This is a genomic window from Acidovorax sp. LjRoot194, assembly GCF_964253015.1.
GTDB lineage: Bacteria > Pseudomonadota > Gammaproteobacteria > Burkholderiales > Burkholderiaceae_C > Acidovorax.
Genome location: NZ_CAXUQB020000001.1, coordinates 21,410 through 38,863 on the forward strand (window position 1 = coordinate 21,410; position 17,454 = coordinate 38,863).

Genomic DNA, 17,454 nt, shown 5'->3' on the forward strand with positions numbered 1-17,454 from the left:
GACCCCAGCGCAGCGCAGGTGCACACGCCCGTCGCTGCGTTTTGCCGTCTGCGTTGCACTGCCGATCGTCTTCGTCACCGTGCCCGCACCGCTGCGGCCAGCGCGGCAAACGCCTGCCGGTCCACCGCATGCGTGAAGGCGGTGTTGGGCACGGGGTGGGTGGACAGCTTCACCACCACCAGCTCCGCCGCCGGGTTGATGTGGATGTGCTGGCCCATCAGGCCTTTGGCTTCCAGCGTGCCGTCCGCATCGTGCGGCACCCACCACTGGTTGTGGTACGAGTAGCCCGCGCGCATGGCTGTGCCGGGCGCCTTGCTGAAGCGGGCCGGGTCCGCACCCTTGCGCAGCTCTGCGATGGTGGCCGGCGCGATGATCTGCTGGCCGTTGTAGCGGCCGTTGGCGCGCAGCATTTCTGCCAGGCGGCCCAGGTCGCGCAGCGTGGCGTTCACGCCCACGCTGGTGGACTGGCCGCCGTTGGGGTCGGCAAACACATACCCATCTTCCTGCGCGCCCAGGCGCGACCAGATGCGCTCGGACAGCAGCGTGGCGTAGCTCTGGCCCGTCACGCGCTGCAGCAGCCAGCCCAGCACTTCCGTGTCCACCGACTTGTAGGCGAACGCGGCCCCGTGCTCGCCGTCCTTCTTCAGCGTGGGCAAGAACTCGGCCATGCTTTTGGGCGCGCTGCTGCCGGGCGGCGCGGGCTGCAGGCCTGCAGCGGCCAGATACTGAAAGACGCCGGACGCGGGGTCGGCAAAGTTCTCGGCGTACTGCACGGCGGTGGTCATGTCCAGCGTCTGCTGCACGGTGGCGTCGGCCCAGGCGCTGGTGGCCAGCTCGGGCAGGTAGCGGGGGATCAGCGCTGTGGGGTCGATCACGCCTTCGTGGATGAGCTCGGTCACCAGCAGGCCGGTGAGCGATTTGCTCATGGACCACAGCACGTGCGGCTGGTGGGGCTGCATGCCGGTGTGGTGGCGCTCGTACACCACCTGGCCGCGGTGCAGCACCAGCAGGCCGTCGGTGTAGGTGGCCTTTTGCCAGTCGGCCAGCGTGGTGGTGCCGCCCTGGCCGTCGGGCAGGGGCAGTGTGTCGTTCAGCGGGCGGTTTGCCGCGGGCAGTGCGCTGGGCGTGCCTGCACCGCGCCACACAGTCGCCGTCGGCCCCAGCTCGCGCAGGTGGTGCGCGGCCCAGCGCACGTTGGGGTACTGCAGGATGTTGGCCAGGCGCACGACCTTGTCGGGCGGCGGCGGAAAGCCCTGCATCAGCCGCAGCGCGGCAGACTGGGTGACATCGGGCGGCGGCAACTGGGGCGCCTGGGCGTGGCCGGCAGAGGCCATGCAGACAGCGGCTGCGGTGGCAGCCAGCGTGACCAGGGCGAAGTGAAGGCGGGGGTAGGGCATGGTGCAAAAGTCCTGCAAAGGTGGGTGGGATGGGGCAGAGCAACGAGGTGACAAGAAAGGGTGAGCTGCTGGTTTGCAGGCCTTAGCCCCGCGCCGCCAGCAGCGCGCGGATCGCTGCCTCGGTGCGGTCGTACTCGCCTTCGCCAAAGTGCTTGTAGCGAATGCGGCCCTGCGCATCGATGAGGTAGGCGGCGGGCCAGTACTGGTTGCTGTAGGCCTTCCAGGTGCCGTAGCGGTTGTCTTGCGCCACGGGGTGCTTCACGCCGTGGCGGCGCATGGCGACCTCGACGTTGCTGGTGGTGCGCTCGAACGGAAACTCCGGCGTGTGCACGCCCACCACGGTGAGGCCCTGGGGCGCGTACATCTCGGCCCAGCGGTTCACGTGGGGCAGGGTGCGTATGCAGTTGATGCAGGCATACGTCCAGAAATCCACCAGCACCACGCGGCCGCGCAGCTGGGCCAGGGTGACGGGATCGGAGTTGAGCCAGCGCTCGATGCCGGTGGACTCGGGCGCGGGGCCCAGGTCGGGCAGCGTGGCGGCCTGCATGGCGGAGCCTGCCGCGTGGGTAGTGGCGGGTGCCGCCACGGCTGCGGCCACGCCAGCGGCAGACGCGAGGAAGGCGCGGCGCTGCAGCGCAAAGGGTGAAGAAGGGTGCGATGTCATGGTGAAAACTCCTTGCTGCGGGCCGCTCACAGCCCGCCAGAAAACGATGGGTAGAACTGCGACAGCCACGCCGTGACCTGGCCATCGATCTCCAGCAACATGGCCAGCGCGACGGCGATGACCACCACGCCGACGACCTGCTGCACGCAGTACGCGTGGCGCGACAGGCGGCGCACTTGGTTGGCCGCCGCCTGGCCGCCGTAGGCGATGGCCAGCATGGGCAGCGCGGCGCCGGTGGAATACGCCAGCAGCAGCACGGCGGTGCCCACACCGGGCGGCTCGGTGGCGATCAGGGTGAGGATGGACGCGAGCACCGGCCCGGCGCAGGGCGTCCACACCGCGCCCAGGCTCAGCCCCAGCAGCAGTCCGCCCCAGTTGCCGCCCGATGACCCCATCCCCACACTGCCCACGCTGCCCATGCGGTGAAGCACGCCCCCCGCGTATTGGCTGAGCCACTGGAAGGGCCGGGGCCACACCGTGAGCACGCCGAACACCAGCAGCATCACGGCGGCGAAGCGGCGCAAACCCTCGGGCGATACGCCCAGCACCTGCGTAAAGCTGCTGAACAGCAGTGCCACGGCCGCGAACGACAACGCAAAGCCCAGCGCGATGAACAGCGGGCGCGTGCGCTGCGCGGGGCCGCCCGCCACCGATGCGCCCAGCACCACCGGCAGCATGGGCAGTACGCAGGGCGCGCCCACGGTCAGCATGCCGGCGGCCACGGCCAGCCAGGGCGATGTGGCAACGGCGGTGGCGGCCATGGTCATGGCGCACCCCCGTGCTCTGCGGCCGGGCGGCGCCACACCTGCGTCTTGCCGAACAGCGGGATGCCGACATAGGCGCGCACCAGCAGCTGGTCGGGCTCGGCGGGGGTGAGGGTGGCGCGGTAGGTCTTGGCGTTTTCGCGGTGGTAGATCTCGCCTTGGTAGTCACCGCTGCCGGTGTCGCGCAGGCCAGACAGCAGCGTCATGCCCAGCGCAGGGCGGGCATCGGCGGCGGCCATGTCGGTGCCGGGGGCGCTCATCGACCGGTGGGCCAGCACGCGCACGACGTTGCCGCACAGGGTGGGGCTGCCACCGGGTTTTGCGCTGATGGAAGTAGCAGTGTTTTTTGCGTCGGCGGCGCACGGAGCGACGTCCACTTCCAGGTTGCCGCTTTCGGTGATCCAGCGGCCCAGCGGGGCCTGGGGGTGGGGGGCTGGTGCCGATGCCGACTGCCCGGCAGTGGCGGGCTGCGCGGCGGCCTCTTGCGCGCTGGCAGCCTGCGCCAGACCCATGGCCAGCGCAGCAGCGGTACCCATGGCGATAGTGGGTTTCATGGCAAGTCCTCGTGAAGTTCAGGAAGACTGCATTGAAGCCAGCGCACGTATCGGCGGTTTGTCGTGCGCGGGCCTTTTGGTATGCGCGCTTGTCGGCAGCGGCGCCAGACAAGTTCAGATACATGCGGGCCTGCTGGGGCATCACCACGCGGCGCCAAAGTCTGGACAATCAACGCCCATGACGACCACGCCCCCGCCCGACCACATCCTGATCGTCGATGACGACGCGGGCATCCGCGAGCTGGCGGCCGAGTACCTGCAGCGCCAGGGCCTGCAGGTCAGCGTGGCGGCCGACGGCCGGCAGATGCGCGAGGTGCTGGCCACGCAGCGCATCGACCTGCTGGTGCTGGACCTGATGCTGCCGGGTACCGACGGCATCACGCTGTGCCGCGAGCTGCGCAGCCCCGGCGCGCCAGCGCTGCCCATCATCATGCTCACCGCACGCAGCGACGAAGCCGACCGCATCCTGGGCCTGGAGCTGGGTGCGGACGACTACCTGACCAAGCCCTTTGCCGCGCGCGAGCTGCTGGCGCGCATCCACGCGGTGCTGCGGCGCACGCGCATGCTGCCGCCCAACCTGGCGGTGGCCGAGCCCGCGCGCCACCTCGCGTTTGGCGACTGGCGGCTCGATACCACGGCGCGCCACCTGCTCGATGCCACGGGCGCGGTGGTGGCGCTGTCGGGCGCCGAATACCGGCTGCTGCGCGTGCTGCTGGACCACCCGCAGCGCATCCTCACGCGCGACCAGTTGCTGCAGCTCACGCAGGGGCGCGATGCCGATGTGTTCGACCGGTCCATCGACCTTTTGGTCAGCCGCGTGCGCCAGCGGCTGGGGGACGGTGCCCGGGGCTCTCGCTACATCAAGACCGTGCGCAACGAGGGCTACGTGTTCTGCGCCGACGTGTTGCCCACGGCAATACCCAAAGAGGCCGCCGCATGACGCTGCGCTGGTGGCCCCGCTCGCTGTTCGGGCGCATCCTGCTGGTGCTGGCGCTGGGCCTGGCGCTGGCGCATGCGCTGACCTTCGTGCTGGCCATCACCGAGCGCAGCATGACCATGCGCCGCGCCATGGTGTCGTACATGGCGAGCGACGTGGCCAGCTCCCTGGCCATGCTGGACCGCCTGCCCGCCGCAGAGCGCGCGCAATGGGTGGATCGGCTGGCACGCCGCAACTACCGCTTCACGCTGACCGCGCCGCTCGACGCGTCCGAGGACCCGTCCGCCATGGCCCGCCTGATTGCCGGCGCCGTGGGTGCCACGCTGCCACCCGGCCGCTCGGTGCGCGTGATCGACCCGCGCATGCCCGGCACCGAGCTGCGCCTGCAGCTGCAGCTGGCCGACGGCACCCCACTGGCCGTGGACATGGCAGAGCCCCGGCTGCAGGTCTCGCCCTGGGTGCTGGGCGCGCTGGCGCTGCAGCTGGCGCTGCTGGTGGGCCTGTGCGCCTGGGCCGTGCGCGCGGCCACGCGGCCCCTGCGCACGCTGGCCGACGCGGCCGATGCGCTGGGTGCCGACCGCCCCGCCGTGCCCCTGGCCGAAGACGGCCCGCGCGAGGTGCAGCGCGCCGCCCAGGCCTTCAACCGCATGCAGCAGCGCATCCAGGCGCACCTGGAGGAGCGCATGCGCATCCTCGCCGCTGTCTCGCACGACCTGCAGACGCCCATCACCCGCCTGCGCCTGCGCGCCGACCTGCTAGACGACACCGCGCTGCAGGGCAAGCTGCACGCGGACCTGGCCGAGATGCAGTCGCTGGTGGAAGAGGGCATTGCCTACGCGCGCTCGTCCCAGGCCGTGCAGGAGCCACTGCAGCGCGTGGACCTGCGCGCGCTGCTGCAGAGCATTGCGTTCGACTACGCCGATGCGGGCCTGCCGGTGACGCTGCTGCACGCCGACCCGGGCACCTGCGACACGCGACCGCGGGCGCTGCGCCGGCTGGTGTGCAACCTGGTGGACAACGCGATCAAGTTTGCAGGCGCAGCCGAACTGAGCCTGGAGGCGCAGGCAGAGGCACAAGCGCAAGGCCCGTGGCTGCTGCGCGTGCTGGACCGCGGCCCCGGCATTGCGCAGGCCGACCTGGCCGCCGTGCTGCAGCCCTACGTGCGGCTGGAGGATTCGCGCAACCGCGGCACGGGCGGTACGGGGCTGGGCCTGGCGATTGCGAACGAGCTCGCCAAGGCGCTGGGCGGCCGCCTGGTGCTCGGGCCGCGCGCCGAGGGGCCGGGGCTGGAGGCGCGGGTCGAGCTGCCCGGGCAGCAGCCGTAGCGCGCGGCAACTTCCCCAAAAGTTCGAAGCGCGTGTGCAGGCGCGCCGCCGCCACCGCGCGCACCCGCCCCACGCTCACGCCAAGACCCAGGCCGCTGCTACAGTGCCTGTTCCGTGGACTCAGCAGGGGAAACGCCGTGGACAGCACCAGCATTAGCAGCACCAGCAGCACCACTACCAACGCAAGCAGTGGCAGTGGCAGTGGCAATAGCAGCAACAGCAGCAGCCCTCAAATCCGCATCGGCATCGGCGGCTGGACCTTCGAGCCCTGGCGCGACAACTTCTACCCCGGGGGCCTCGCGCACAGCAAAGAGCTGCAGTACGCCAGCCGCCAGCTCACCGCCATCGAGGTCAACGGCACCTACTACAGCACCTTCAAGCCGCCGACGTTCGCCAAGTGGCATGGCGAGACGCCCGAGGGCTTCATGTTCTCGCTCAAGGCCAACCGCTTTGCAACCAACCGCCGCGTGCTGGCGGAGGCGGGCGATTCGATCACGCGGTTTGTCGAGAGCGGCATCTCCGAACTCAAGGACAAGCTCGGGCCCATCGTGTGGCAGTTCATGCCCGGCAAGGTTTTCGAGCCCGGCGACTTCGAGGCCTTCCTTGCGCTGCTGCCCCAGCAGGTCGATGGCCACCGCCTGCGCCATGTGCTCGACGTGCGGCACGAGAGTTTTGCCACACCAGATTTCATCACGCTGGCCCGCCGCTACGGCTGTGTGCCGGTGCACACCGACTCCGACAAATTCCCGGCCATCGCCGATGCCGAGGCAGACTTTGCCTACCTGCGGCTGATGCGCAGCCAGGCCGATGTGCCTACCGGCTACACGCCCGAGGCGATTGCGCAGTGGGCGGATGGCGTGCGCGCGTGGACGGGTGGCGAGCGGCCGCGCGATGTGTTCGTGTACTTCATCAACGGCGCGAAAGAGCGGGCCCCGGCAGGGGCGATGGAGCTGATGGCGCAGCTGGGGGTGCGGGGGTTGGAGTGAGTGTCTGAAGCCTTGCGTCGGGGCGTGTCCGCGGCATGCGTGCGGGCCCTGGCTTCGACAGGCTCAGCCCGAACGGGTGGGGTGGGGTGGGGTGGGGTGGGCAGGTAAAACCTTGGGGGCTTCGGCACAGCGTACGACGTCATTTACAAACCAAATCGGCCCCTAACGCTTGCCTGCAAAGCGCTAACAGCTATATTTTTCATAGCAAATCCGCACGAGTGCATTGACACCACAGCCCCGTGCCGGCGCTTGCGCGCAACACTCGCAGGGCGCCGGCGCTTGACGTCCTCCCAAGCCCGTCAGGTACACTGCGCCTCTTCATGCCGTACACCACCCCCGCCCTCGCCGCACGCGCCACTGCCTTCCAAGGCATGGGCATGATGCAGCGCGCGTTCTTCGCGCGGGCTGTGGTTGCACGAATGATTACCACCATTACCCCCGCGGCCACCTGAGCACGCGCAGGTGGCCGTTTCGGCAGCCACCTGGTGATCGCTCTCTTCTCCCCCAAGACGAATGTGAATGAAACCCAGCTCTGGCAGCTGGGTTTTTTTGTTTGTTCGTTTGATTGATTGTTTTGCAGTCGTTTGGAGAAGCCCATGTTCCGCGATCCCGTCCAGTCCCTAGAAGACCCGTCGTTCCAGCCCACAGCTGCGGCCATGCGCCCCCTGCGCGTGGGCATGATCGGCATTGGCACCGTGGGCGCGGGCACCTTCCGCGTGCTGGCGCGCAACCAGGCGCTGATCGCGGGCCGCGCGGGCCGGGGCATCGAGGTGGTGGTGGTCGCAGCGCGCAACCTGGCCCGCGCCGTGAGCGTGGTGGGCAAGGACGTGGCGCTGACCAACGACCCGATGCAGGTCGCCACGCACCCCGACGTGGACGTGCTGGTGGAGGCCGCGGGCGGCACGGGCCCGGCGCGTGACTGGGTGCTGGCCGCCATCCGTGCGGGCAAGCATGTGGTCACGGCCAACAAGGCGCTGCTGGCCGAACACGGCAACGAGATCTTCGCCGCCGCACGCCAGCACGGCGTGGCCGTGGCGTACGAGGGCGCAGTGGCCGTCAGCATCCCCATCGTGAAGGCGCTGCGCGAGGGCCTCACGGCCAACCGCATCGAATGGGTGGCGGGCATCATCAACGGCACCACCAACTTCATCCTGAGCAAGATGCGCGATGACGGCGTGGGCTTTGCCGAAGCGCTGGCCCAGGCACAGGCGCTGGGCTACGCCGAGGCCGACCCGACCTTCGACATCGAAGGCATCGACGCGGCGCACAAGATCACGCTGCTGGCGGCCAACGCGTTCGGCATGCCGCTGCGCTTTGCCGACGCGCAGGTGGAGGGCATCACCGCGCTGCAGGGCCTGGACGTGGCCTGCGCTGAGCAGCTGGGTTTTCGCATCAAGCTGCTGGGCGTGGCCCGCCGCCGCGAGCACGGCGATGGCGTCAACGGCGATGGTGCCGACGGCGTGGAACTGCGCGTGCAGCCCGCGCTGGTGCCCGCCACGCACCTGCTGGCGCATGTGAACGGCTCGATGAACGGCATCATGGTCAAGGGCGACGCCTCGGGCGTGACGATGTACTACGGCGCGGGCGCGGGCTCCGAGCAGACCGCGTCGGCCGTGATCGCCGACCTGGTGGACGTGGCGCGGCTTCACGGCACCCACGCGGCGCAGCGCGTGCCGCACCTGGGCTTTCATGCCCCGGCCATCCACGACCATCTGGCCGTGCTGCCCCGCGCCGCCGTGCACACCCGCCACTACCTGCGCGTGCCCGTGCACCAGGCCCAGCAGATCGAGGCGGTGGGCGCGTGGCTGGCGGCCCAGCACGTGCCCGTGGCGCAGGTGCAGTTGGCCTGCGCGCAGCACCTGCCCGCCGGCGGCACGCCCCAGGTGCTGGTGCTGACCGACGCAGTGGCGCAGGCCACGGTGGACCTGGCCGTGCACGCACTGGGCGCGCACCCTGCGGTGGCGGGGCCGGTGGTGTCGCTGCGGGTGGAGATGCTGGAGGGGTGATGCCGAGGGGTTGCCGCGGGTGGTGCCGAGCTGCACGTCGCGCCCTGCCATCGCCACCCCGCACTCACCCCCACCACCGTTCACGCTGAGCCTGTCGAAGCGCCGCGCAAGGCGTCGACAAGCTCAGCCCGAACGGTATGGGTGGGTTTGACGGTGCTTGAAGACCCCAGCAGGCCCCATCGCTTGCCTATCAAGCGCCAAGAGCTATGAATGGCATAGCAAACAGTGGCTAGATGCCAGGCCCTCGTTCCACCAGCGCCGCCATGGCCAGCGCTTGCGGCGTGCCTTCCGCCGTCAGCCCCTCGACGACGCCGGCGCGGTCCGTGTCCGTGCGGTTCTGGCTCACCTTCCAGATGCCTTCCCAGCGCTCCACCGCCAGCTCCACGCCCACGATGGCGCCCAGCAATTTCTGCAGGTAGTCGGCGGGCGCGTCGTCCACGTGCCAGGGGTGCGGGCGGTGCGATTCATGCGCCTCGGTCAGGGTGTGCAGGATCGCGCGCAGGCGCTCTGGGTCGCCGTCTGTGGCGCTCAACGTGCCGTGGGCATGCACCGCGGCGTAGTTCCAGGTGGGCACCTGTTTGCCATCGATGGCCTTGGACGGGTACCACGACGGCGACACATACGCCTGCGGCCCGTGGAATACGGCCACTGCATGCTGCGGCAGCAGCGCCCACACGCCGTTGCCGCGGCCCACGTGGCCCACCAGCGTGCCGTGCGGGCCGCGCGTGGGGTCGAGGTACAGCGGCACGTGGTTGACGTGTAGGGCGCCTTCGTGCGAGACGACCAGGGTGGCCAGGGGCTGGGCACGCACCAGGCCTTGCAGAACGGCTGGGTCGGTCACCTGAAACTGGCGGTTGGCAATGGTCATGTCAGGCCCCTTCCCCTTCAACTTCCAGCACGGGCGCACAGTCGATCTGCGTCATGACCGAGTTGGCCAAAAAGCACGCCGCATGCGCCTGGTGGTGCAGGTCGGCCAGCACCTCGGTGCTGGGCGCGTGCGCCGCGTCGAAGCGCGTGACGGGCCGCAGCTGCACGTGCGCGACGACCAGGCGGCCCTGCGCGTCCTTGGCCATCGTGCCCACCGCTGCATCGGTGTAGCTGTCCACGCGCCAGCCGGCGCGGCAGGCGAAGTCGAGGAACCACAGCATGTGGCAGCTCGACAGTGCGGCCACGTAGGCTTCTTCAGGGTCCACGGCCGCGGCGTCGGAGTAGGGCAGCGGCACCACATGCGGCGACGATGACCCGGCCACCACGGCGCCGCCATCGAACTGCCAGCTGTGCGCGCGGTGGTAGCGCTTGTCCAGAAAGTCGTCGCTGCCACGGGACCAGGTGATGGTGGCGGTGTGCTCGGCCATGGAAGGGGTCTTTCCTGTGGGGACCGGGCCTGGCAGGCAGCCCGGATGGTTTCTAAAATGGTTCTTCAGTTTATGGCTGCATTGCCACAACGAAGGGGCCAATTCATGCCGGTTGCCAGAGCCAATCCCAAGACTTCCATCGCCGCCGCAGACGCCGCATCCAGCCCACGCCAGGGCCTGTTGCGCCAGCAGGTGTACGAGCAGCTGCGCAGCGCCATCGAGCAAGGGCGGCTGCCCGCAGGCACGCGCCTGCCACCGTCGCGCGAGCACGCGGCCGGCCTGGGCGTGTCGCGCAACACCGTGCTGTGGGCCGTGCAGCGCCTGCAGGCCGAAGGGTATGTGGAGGCCCGCGTGGGCGACGGCACCTATGTGTCGCAGGCCGCGGGTACGGCGCCCACGCAAGGCCTGGTGGCGCCGCCGCGCGGGCTGTCGAAGCGCGGGCAGCTCATTGCCGAGACGGCGGCACGCTGGCGGCCGCCTCACGTGGCGGCGCGCGCGTTTCGCATCGGCGCGCCCGAGGTGGACACCTTTCCGTTCGCGCTGTGGGACCGCCTGGCGCGCCAGGCCAGCCCCGGCCAGCGCAGCGCCCGCGCACAGTACCTGGACCCTGCGGGCGACCCCCAGCTGCGCCAGGCCATTGCGCTGTGGCTGTGGGCGTCGCGCGGCATCCGTTGCGATGCGGCGCAGGTGGTGGTGTGCTCGGGCTCGCAGCAGGGCATCGATCTGATCGCCCGGCTGCTGCTGGACGCAGGCGACGAGGTGCTGGTGGAAGACCCGGGCTACCCCGGCATCCGCGCCAGCCTGCTGGGCCACGGCGTACTGGCGCGGCCGGTGGCGCTGGATGCGCAGGGTCTGCGCATCGGCGAGGGCGCCGCGCAGTGGCCCGGTGCGCGCATGGCCGTGGTCACGCCCACGCACCAGTTCCCCACCGGCGTGTGCATGCACCTGGCGCGGCGCCAGGCCCTGCTGCAGTGGGCCCGCACACACGACGCCTGGGTGGTGGAGGACGACTACGACGGCGAATTCCAGTACGGCAAGCACGACGGCAAGGCCCAGCGCGTGCCCGCGCTGTGCAGCCTGCCGGGCTCGGAGAGGGTGCTGTATGTGGGCACGTTCTCCAAGACCCTGCACCCCGGGCTGCGCCTGGGCTTCGTGGTTGTGCCGCCCGCGCTGGTGGAAGCCTTTGCCATGGCCCGCGCCATCACCGACCGGCACGCGCCGGGCGACGCGCAGGCGGTGCTGGCGCGCTTCATCGCCGAAGGCCACCTGCTGCGCCACCTGCGCCAGATGCGCGAGCTGTACCAGCAGCGCCAGCAGGTGCTGATCGATGCCTTGGCCCAGGCCAGCGACGGCGCACTGCAACTGGCACCCAGCGACCGGGGCATGCACCTGCTGCTGGAGACCGCGCCCGGCAGCAACGATGAGGCCCTGAGCCGCAGCGCGCTTACCGCCGGGGTCATGCTGGCACCCTTGTCACGCTATGCGATGGAATCGAACCGTAGAGGCTGGCTGTTCGGCTATGCGGGCTACAGCGAGGCCGAGATCGTGGCCGCGGCGCGGGTGGTGGCAGCTTTGTCCTTGCTACACGTGCGCGCGCCGCATACAAACGTGTCGTCCACCCCGCCACACACCCGCAGAAAGACGGCATGACCACTTTGAAGAAAATCGCGTTCACCTCGTGCATGTCGACCGAGGTCTACTCCGCCAGCCAACCCATCTGGAACGATATCGGTCACCAGAACCCTGACGTACTGGTACTGCTGGGAGATTCGATCTACATCGACTGTCCGTGGCCCAAGGGGCCCGACGGCATGGTCACCGAGCCGGCGTTGCTGAACCCGGGCGATTTCGCGGCGCATGTGCACCGCCTGTACCGCAAACAATTGGAAGTGCCCGAGTTTCGAAAGCTGCTGCATCGGGAGAAGCTGGCCACGTATGCGATCTGGGACGATCACGATTTTTTGTGGAACGACGCGCGCCAGCAGCAGGCCTTGAGCCACTTGGAACACGCGGTCTACTCCAGCAATCTGTTCCAGTGCTGGACGGACGCGCTGGCGGGTTTGGCGCCTTTCCCAGTCTCAGCGATGGACCCGCGGGTGCGCCGAAACATCGGCCTGCCGCGCGGCCATGTGCGTTATGACGAGGCCATGCCCGGCTACCGCTGCCAGGTGTTGTTTGGTGGGCTGGCGGTGCTGCACCTGACGGACGGGCGCTCCTGGCGCGACGGGCCCACGCTGCTTGGAACCACCCAGAAAGCCACCATCCAGGCACGCATGGCGGACTACCCTAACGCACTGCATCTGATCGCCAGCGGCTCCACGATCAACGGCTGGGAGATCAACGGGTGGAAGCACTACCCCGAAGACCTGAGGTGGCTGTTGGCGTTGGCCGAAACGTACGACGTGCGCGTGCTCAGCGGCGACATCCACGAGATTGATCACAAGGCCACATGGACGGAAAAGGGCGGCCGCCAGTTGCACGAGTACATCGCATCTGGGGCAGCAGTGGATTTCGCTCCACCGCTGCTCGCCGGGTTTTTTCCAGACAACATTCCTGTGACGGCACAGCGCCAGTTCGGGCTCATCACCCTTCGGGATGGCCTGCCGCCCAACGTGCAGTTCTTCAAGGATGGACAGCGGCAGGGCGAAATCAGCGATCCAGTGCCGGGCATTTGAGGCGATGGGCGGGCGCTGGACCCAACATCGCAGCACCGCAATTAACGCGCTGCAGTGCCCGCGCCTGCGTCCGCCGCCGCCCCGCGCCACCACTGCTTCGACAGCGCAGGCTGCCGAATATCCAGCCGCTCTCCCATCACGGGCGCCACCAGCGGCACGCCCGCCTTGTCGGCCAGTGCGGTGATGCGGTCGAACGGGTCGGTCCACACGTGCATCGCCAGATCGAACGTGCCGTTGTGGATGGGCATCAAATGGTGGCCCTTCACGTCCAGGTGGGCCTGCAGGCTTTCCTCGGGCTGCATGTGCACGTCGGGCCACTGCGCGTCGTAGGCGCCGGTTTCGATCATGGTCAGGTCGAACGGGCCGAAGCGCTCGCCGATGGCCTTGAAGCCGTCGAAGTAGCCCGTGTCGCCGCTGAAGAAGAGGCGCGTCGCACCGGTGCCTTCGCCTGCCTCCATCACCCACGACGCCCACAGCGTGCGGTTGCCGTCGGACAGCGTGCGGCCCGAGAAGTGTTGCGCGGGCGTGGCTACCAGCTTCACGCCGGCGATGGTGGTGCCTTGCCACCAGTCGAACTGCTGCACCTTGGCCGCCGGCACGCCCCAGGCGATGAGGCGGTCGCCCACGCCCAGCGGCGTGACGAAGTGCGCGACCTTGGGGGCCAGCTGCAGGATGGCCGCGTGGTCCAGGTGGTCGTAGTGGTCGTGCGACAGCACCACGCCGGTGATGGGCGGCAGCTCGTCGATGGCAATCGGCGGCGCATGGAAGCGCTTGGGGCCCATGAAGGAAAACGGCGAGGCACGCTCGGAGAACACCGGGTCGGTCAGCCAGAACTGGCCCTGCAGCTTGAGCAGCATGGTCGAGTGGCCCAGGCGCCACAGGCTCAGGTCCGGCGCGGCCAGCAGGTCGGTCTGCGTGAGCGGCAGCACCTGGGGCGGCTTTGCGGGCACCGCATCGGCGGGCTTGTCGGTCATGAAGCGCCACATGATGCCCATCGTCTTGGCAAAACCCGGCGCCTGGCGCGGCGCGGCGTTGCGGAACTTGCCGTCCACCTGTTGGGGCGACTGTTCATACGATGTTGCCGGCAGGGAGGTGCAGGAAAGGATGCTGTAGGCCATGGCGGTGACGACGGTAAGGATGAGGAAGATGCGGGGAATTGGTGGAATGCGGCGAAGCATAAGTGCTTTTTCCGAAAAGTGCACTGCACAGTGTAGTTCACTTTTATAAAAAGTAAACTCCCCGGTGTAAAATGGGGCCATGACCGAGCCTGCCACAGTGATTGCCCCCACCCGCCTGACCGACCGCAAGCGCGAGGCCATCGTGCAGGCCGCCATCGGCGAGTTCCGCGAACATGGTTTCAACGGCACCAGCATGGACCGCGTGGCCGCGGCGGCCGAGGTGTCCAAGCGCACGGTGTACAACCACTTTCCCAGCAAGGACGAGCTGTTCGGCGCCATCCTGGACCACCTGTGGGACCGCAGCCATTCGCTGCCCGACGTGGCCTACGACGCGCACCAGCCGCTGCGCGCACAGTTGCTGGCGGTGCTGGACCAGAAGATGGAGCTGCTGAACGACGCGAGCTTCATCGACCTGTCGCGCATGGCGATGGCCGAGATGATGCACACCCCCGAGCGCGCCCGGGCCATGGTGGCGCGCCTGTCCGAGAAGGAGGAGGGCCTGCCCCGCTGGATTCGCGCCGCCCAGCAGGACGGCGCACTGCGCGCGGGCGTGGACCCGCAGTACGCCGCCCACCAGCTGCACGGCATGGTCAAGTCGTTCGCCTTCTGGCCCCAACTGGCCATGGGCGGCGCACCGCTCACCGCGCCCGAGCAGCAGCAGGTACTGGGCGATGCGGTGGACATGTTCCTGGGCTTCTATGCGGTACCGCGCCAGGGCGCTGCAGCCGTTTGAAGCCGTTTTGATGGCGCCTTGATCCTGCCTTTTTGAAACCGCGAGCCGTTACGCTCGCCGCTCCACCGGTCTCTTCATCCACTCACCCGCAGCGCCGCCATGCCCCTCGCCCCCTACCTCGATACCTTCCCCACCGTCGATACCGGCGTCTTCGTGCACGACTCCGCCCAGGTCATCGGCGATGTCACCCTGGGCCGCGACAGCTCGGTGTGGTGCAACGCGGTGCTGCGCGGCGACGTGAACCGCATCGTGGTGGGCGAATGCAGCAATGTGCAGGACCTGACCATGGGCCACGTGTCGCACCGCAATCCAGCCAAGCCCGAGGGCTCGCCGCTCGTCATCGGCAACTACGTGACCATCGGCCATTCGGTCATCCTGCACGGCTGCCGCATCGGCGACGAGTGCCTGATCGGCATGGGCTCGATCGTCATGGACGACACGGTGATCGAAGACCGCGTGATGTTGGGTGCTGGCAGCCTAGTCTCGCCCGGCAAGGTGCTGGAAAGCGGCTACCTCTACATCGGCCGGCCCGCGGTGCGCCAGCGCGCGCTGACCGAGGCTGAGATCGCGTACCTCAAATACTCGGCCGAGCACTATGTGCGGGTGAAGAACAACTACCTTGCGGGCGGCACCGCGATGGGGACCTAGCCACCGGACGGACAGGGTCCCGCCGCCCAGGCGCCCCGCGGGTCCGCACGCATCACGATGCCCGCACCAGCCAGCGTTTGCCGCTGGGCAGCCCGTTCCGCGATCGCATAGCGATGTGTGCACCCAGCCAATGTCTTTCGCCTGCGCCGATAATCGGCATCCGCCCCATGGCGGCCCCCACCATGCCTGCCGCCGCCCTCTCCCCCACCACCACGCGCGTGCTCGCCGTCATCCCGCCGATGACGCAGCTGAACACGCCCTATCCGTCCACCGCGTACCTCACGGGCTTTCTGCGCTCGCGCGGCATCACCGCGTTCCAGGAAGACCTGGCGCTGGCCCTGGTGCTGCGGCTGCTGTCGCCCGACGGCCTGAAGGACGTGGCGGCGCGCGTGGCGGCCCTACCTGCCAAACAGCGCAGCCCCGCCGTGCAGTCGTTTGCCGCGCAGCAGGACCGGTACCTGGCGACCATCGGCCCGGCCATTGCCTTTTTGCAGGGCCGCGACAGCACGCTGGCGCACCGCATTGCCGGGCGGCACTACCTGCCCGAGGGGCCGCGCTTTGCGACGCTGGACGTGTATGTGGACGACGAAGGCGGCGACCCGCTGGGCTGGGCGTTCGGTGCCCTGGGCCTGCACGACAAGGCCAAGCACCTGGCCACGCTGTACCTGAACGACCTGGCCGATGTGCTGCGCGACGCGGTGGACGAGCGCTTCGAGTTTGTGCGCTACGCCGAATCGCTGGCGGGCAGCCAGCCCACGTTCGACCCGCTGGCCACGGCGCTGGCCGCACCGCCCACGCTGGTGGACGACATGCTGGTGCAACTCACGCACGAGGCCATCGAGCGCCACCAGCCCACGGTGGTGCTGCTGTCGGTGCCGTTCCCGGGGTCCGTATACGCGGCATTTCGCATCGCCCAGGCCGTCAAGGCCCGCTGGCCGCGCATCGCCACGGTGCTGGGCGGCGGCTTCGTGAACACCGAGCTGCGCGAGCTGGCCGACCCGCGCGTGTTCGACCATATCGACTTCGTGACGCTGGACGCGGGCGAACGCCCGCTGCTCGCGCTGCTGGAGCACCTGCAGGGCCAGCGCGGCCGCCAGCGGCTGGTGCGCACCTTTGTGCGCAACGACGGCGAGGGTGGCGACGGAGCAGTGCAGTACATCAACATGATGGAAGCCGACGTGGCCTTTGCCGAAGTGGGCACGCCCACCTGGGACGGCCTGCCGCTGGACCGCTACCTGTCGCTGCTGGACATGCTCAACCCCATGCACCGCCTGTGGAGCGACGGGCGCTGGAACAAGCTCACCGTGGCGCACGGCTGCTACTGGAAGAAGTGCAGCTTCTGCGACGTCAGCCTCGACTACATCAGCCGCTACGAAGGCGCGAGCGCCGAGGTGCTGGCCGACCGCATCGAGGCGATCGTCCGCGAGACGGGGCAGACAGGCTTTCACTTCGTGGACGAAGCCGCGCCGCCCAAGGCGCTCAAGGCCCTGGCGACCGAGCTGATCGCGCGCAACGCCGGCATCAGCTGGTGGGGCAATGTGCGGTTCGAGAAAACCTTCACGCCCGACCTGGCCGAACTGATGGCCGACAGCGGCTGCATCGCGATATCGGGCGGGCTCGAGGTCGCATCCGACCGGCTGCTGCAGCTGATGAAAAAAGGCGTGTCGGTGGACCAGGTGGCGCGTGTGACCAAGGCCTTCACCGACGCGGGCATCCTGGTCCATGCGTACCTGATGTACGGCTTTCCGACGCAGACGGTGCAGGACACGGTGGACGCGCTCGAATACGTGCGCCAGTTGTTCGCCAACGGCTGCATCCAGAGCGGGTTCTTCCACCGCTTTGCGTGCACGGTGCACTCGCCCGTCGGCAAGAACCCCGAAGAGTACGGCGTGACGCTGGCACCTTTGCCACCGGGCGACTTTGCGAAGAACGACGTGGCCTTCATCGACCCCACGGGCGTGGACCACGATGCGCTGGGCGCGGGCTTGAAGAAGGCGATTTACAACTACATGCACGGCATCGGGGTGGAAGAGGACGTGCGCATGTGGTTTCCGTTCAAGGTGCCCAAGACGACGGTGCGGCGGGACCGGATTGAGCGGGCGCTGCGGGAGCGGGGTTAGTGCAGACTCAGCATTGTTCGACGGTCGTCTCCACCATTCGCCGAGGGTCGCCACCAGCATGCAGTGCGCGCGCTTGAAGAACGCATAATCCGCCCAAAACAATGTGCCTCCC

At 68.8% G+C, this 17,454-nt stretch carries 17 protein-coding genes; 10 read left to right on the forward strand and 7 right to left on the reverse strand.

Annotated elements, in window-relative coordinates:
- Nucleotides 1-74 precede the first annotated feature (74 nt).
- The 4 genes from ACSQ3N_RS00090 to ACSQ3N_RS00105 all read right to left on the reverse strand — a co-directional run bounded on the left by ACSQ3N_RS00090 (nt 75) and on the right by ACSQ3N_RS00105 (nt 3,379).
- On the reverse strand, nt 75-1,397 hold the full coding sequence (locus ACSQ3N_RS00090) for a serine hydrolase domain-containing protein (RefSeq protein ID WP_436145300.1): 1,323 nt from the start codon (nt 1,395-1,397) through the stop codon (nt 75-77).
- Between the two features lie 82 nt (nt 1,398-1,479).
- Complete coding sequence (locus ACSQ3N_RS00095; RefSeq protein WP_056171523.1) at nt 1,480-2,061, reverse strand: thioredoxin family protein; 582 nt, start codon at nt 2,059-2,061, stop codon at nt 1,480-1,482.
- A gap of 26 nt (nt 2,062-2,087) precedes the next feature.
- The gene (locus ACSQ3N_RS00100) at nt 2,088-2,828 is read right to left on the reverse strand and encodes a cytochrome c biogenesis CcdA family protein (RefSeq protein WP_082517060.1); all 741 of its coding nucleotides are present in this window, start codon (nt 2,826-2,828) and stop codon (nt 2,088-2,090) included.
- Nucleotides 2,825-3,379, reverse strand: coding sequence for a DUF2147 domain-containing protein (locus tag ACSQ3N_RS00105; RefSeq protein WP_056171525.1), 555 nt, complete (start codon nt 3,377-3,379; stop codon nt 2,825-2,827). The genes ACSQ3N_RS00100 and ACSQ3N_RS00105 overlap by 4 nt, the downstream gene beginning before the upstream one ends.
- Before the next feature lie 178 nt (nt 3,380-3,557).
- Here ACSQ3N_RS00105 and ACSQ3N_RS00110 point away from each other — a divergent pair, with 178 nt between their 5' ends.
- The 5 genes from ACSQ3N_RS00110 (at nt 3,558) to ACSQ3N_RS00130 (ending at nt 8,633) form a co-directional block, all read left to right on the forward strand.
- Nucleotides 3,558-4,319 (forward strand): response regulator, encoded by a 762-nt coding sequence (locus ACSQ3N_RS00110; protein WP_056171527.1) that lies wholly within the window; start codon nt 3,558-3,560, stop codon nt 4,317-4,319.
- The gene (locus ACSQ3N_RS00115; RefSeq protein ID WP_056171528.1) at nt 4,316-5,641 is read left to right on the forward strand and encodes an ATP-binding protein; all 1,326 of its coding nucleotides are present in this window, start codon (nt 4,316-4,318) and stop codon (nt 5,639-5,641) included. The genes ACSQ3N_RS00110 and ACSQ3N_RS00115 overlap by 4 nt, the downstream gene beginning before the upstream one ends.
- A 137-nt stretch (nt 5,642-5,778) precedes the next feature.
- Nucleotides 5,779-6,627 (forward strand): DUF72 domain-containing protein, encoded by an 849-nt coding sequence (locus ACSQ3N_RS00120; RefSeq protein ID WP_235507454.1) that lies wholly within the window; start codon nt 5,779-5,781, stop codon nt 6,625-6,627.
- Nucleotides 6,628-6,947: 320 nt separating this feature from the next.
- Nucleotides 6,948-7,079: a hypothetical protein gene (locus ACSQ3N_RS00125; protein ID WP_255354974.1), complete on the forward strand. Its 132-nt coding sequence runs from the start codon at nt 6,948-6,950 to the stop codon at nt 7,077-7,079.
- Between the two features lie 144 nt (nt 7,080-7,223).
- Nucleotides 7,224-8,633 carry a homoserine dehydrogenase gene (locus ACSQ3N_RS00130; protein ID WP_436145301.1) on the forward strand — a complete coding sequence of 470 codons (1,410 nt, stop codon included), beginning with the start codon at nt 7,224-7,226 and terminating at the stop codon, nt 8,631-8,633.
- Between the two features lie 229 nt (nt 8,634-8,862).
- Here the strand turns inward: ACSQ3N_RS00130 and ACSQ3N_RS00135 are convergent, their stop codons facing one another.
- Together ACSQ3N_RS00135 and ACSQ3N_RS00140 are read right to left on the reverse strand one after the other, a co-directional pair.
- The gene (locus ACSQ3N_RS00135; RefSeq protein ID WP_436145302.1) at nt 8,863-9,501 is read right to left on the reverse strand and encodes an FMN-binding negative transcriptional regulator; all 639 of its coding nucleotides are present in this window, start codon (nt 9,499-9,501) and stop codon (nt 8,863-8,865) included.
- A gap of 1 nt (nt 9,502) precedes the next feature.
- A complete protein-coding gene (locus ACSQ3N_RS00140) occupies nt 9,503-9,988 on the reverse strand; it encodes an OsmC family protein (protein WP_436145303.1) in 486 nt (161 codons plus the stop codon).
- 105 nt (nt 9,989-10,093) lie between these two features.
- Here ACSQ3N_RS00140 and ACSQ3N_RS00145 point away from each other — a divergent pair, with 105 nt between their 5' ends.
- Nucleotides 10,094-11,638, forward strand: coding sequence for a PLP-dependent aminotransferase family protein (locus ACSQ3N_RS00145; protein ID WP_436145304.1), 1,545 nt, complete (start codon nt 10,094-10,096; stop codon nt 11,636-11,638).
- Between the two features lie 32 nt (nt 11,639-11,670).
- The gene (locus ACSQ3N_RS00150) at nt 11,671-12,663 is read left to right on the forward strand and encodes a hypothetical protein (protein WP_436145305.1); all 993 of its coding nucleotides are present in this window, start codon (nt 11,671-11,673) and stop codon (nt 12,661-12,663) included.
- 41 nt (nt 12,664-12,704) lie between these two features.
- Here the strand turns inward: ACSQ3N_RS00150 and ACSQ3N_RS00155 are convergent, their stop codons facing one another.
- Nucleotides 12,705-13,781, reverse strand: coding sequence for an MBL fold metallo-hydrolase (locus ACSQ3N_RS00155; RefSeq protein WP_436147898.1), 1,077 nt, complete (start codon nt 13,779-13,781; stop codon nt 12,705-12,707).
- A gap of 139 nt (nt 13,782-13,920) precedes the next feature.
- Here ACSQ3N_RS00155 and ACSQ3N_RS00160 point away from each other — a divergent pair, with 139 nt between their 5' ends.
- The 3 genes from ACSQ3N_RS00160 to ACSQ3N_RS00170 all read left to right on the forward strand — a co-directional run bounded on the left by ACSQ3N_RS00160 (nt 13,921) and on the right by ACSQ3N_RS00170 (nt 17,342).
- Nucleotides 13,921-14,574: a TetR/AcrR family transcriptional regulator gene (locus ACSQ3N_RS00160; protein ID WP_056171540.1), complete on the forward strand. Its 654-nt coding sequence runs from the start codon at nt 13,921-13,923 to the stop codon at nt 14,572-14,574.
- A gap of 99 nt (nt 14,575-14,673) precedes the next feature.
- Nucleotides 14,674-15,222, forward strand: a complete 549-nt coding sequence (locus tag ACSQ3N_RS00165) for a gamma carbonic anhydrase family protein (protein WP_056171542.1) — start codon at nt 14,674-14,676, stop codon at nt 15,220-15,222.
- Nucleotides 15,223-15,461: 239 nt separating this feature from the next.
- Complete coding sequence (locus ACSQ3N_RS00170) at nt 15,462-17,342, forward strand: B12-binding domain-containing radical SAM protein (protein ID WP_436147899.1); 1,881 nt, start codon at nt 15,462-15,464, stop codon at nt 17,340-17,342.
- The last annotated feature ends 112 nt before the right edge of the window (nt 17,343-17,454 follow it).

What these genes read in the sequence shown, in the direction of transcription:
- ACSQ3N_RS00090 (WP_436145300.1), bottom strand. Translation starts at nt 1,397, where the DNA reads ATGCCCTACCCCCGCCTTCACTTCGCCCTGGTCACGCTGGCTGCCACC.
- ACSQ3N_RS00095 (WP_056171523.1), bottom strand. Translation starts at nt 2,061, where the DNA reads ATGACATCGCACCCTTCTTCACCCTTTGCGCTGCAGCGCCGCGCCTTC.
- ACSQ3N_RS00100 (WP_082517060.1), bottom strand. Translation starts at nt 2,828, where the DNA reads ATGACCATGGCCGCCACCGCCGTTGCCACATCGCCCTGGCTGGCCGTG.
- ACSQ3N_RS00105 (WP_056171525.1), bottom strand. Translation starts at nt 3,379, where the DNA reads ATGAAACCCACTATCGCCATGGGTACCGCTGCTGCGCTGGCCATGGGT.
- ACSQ3N_RS00110 (WP_056171527.1), top strand. Translation starts at nt 3,558, where the DNA reads ATGACGACCACGCCCCCGCCCGACCACATCCTGATCGTCGATGACGAC.
- ACSQ3N_RS00115 (WP_056171528.1), top strand. Translation starts at nt 4,316, where the DNA reads ATGACGCTGCGCTGGTGGCCCCGCTCGCTGTTCGGGCGCATCCTGCTG.
- ACSQ3N_RS00125 (WP_255354974.1), top strand. Translation starts at nt 6,948, where the DNA reads ATGCCGTACACCACCCCCGCCCTCGCCGCACGCGCCACTGCCTTCCAA.
- ACSQ3N_RS00130 (WP_436145301.1), top strand. Translation starts at nt 7,224, where the DNA reads ATGTTCCGCGATCCCGTCCAGTCCCTAGAAGACCCGTCGTTCCAGCCC.
- ACSQ3N_RS00135 (WP_436145302.1), bottom strand. Translation starts at nt 9,501, where the DNA reads ATGACCATTGCCAACCGCCAGTTTCAGGTGACCGACCCAGCCGTTCTG.
- ACSQ3N_RS00140 (WP_436145303.1), bottom strand. Translation starts at nt 9,988, where the DNA reads ATGGCCGAGCACACCGCCACCATCACCTGGTCCCGTGGCAGCGACGAC.
- ACSQ3N_RS00145 (WP_436145304.1), top strand. Translation starts at nt 10,094, where the DNA reads ATGCCGGTTGCCAGAGCCAATCCCAAGACTTCCATCGCCGCCGCAGAC.
- ACSQ3N_RS00150 (WP_436145305.1), top strand. Translation starts at nt 11,671, where the DNA reads ATGTCGACCGAGGTCTACTCCGCCAGCCAACCCATCTGGAACGATATC.
- ACSQ3N_RS00155 (WP_436147898.1), bottom strand. Translation starts at nt 13,781, where the DNA reads ATGGCCTACAGCATCCTTTCCTGCACCTCCCTGCCGGCAACATCGTAT.
- ACSQ3N_RS00160 (WP_056171540.1), top strand. Translation starts at nt 13,921, where the DNA reads ATGACCGAGCCTGCCACAGTGATTGCCCCCACCCGCCTGACCGACCGC.
- ACSQ3N_RS00165 (WP_056171542.1), top strand. Translation starts at nt 14,674, where the DNA reads ATGCCCCTCGCCCCCTACCTCGATACCTTCCCCACCGTCGATACCGGC.
- ACSQ3N_RS00170 (WP_436147899.1), top strand. Translation starts at nt 15,462, where the DNA reads ATGACGCAGCTGAACACGCCCTATCCGTCCACCGCGTACCTCACGGGC.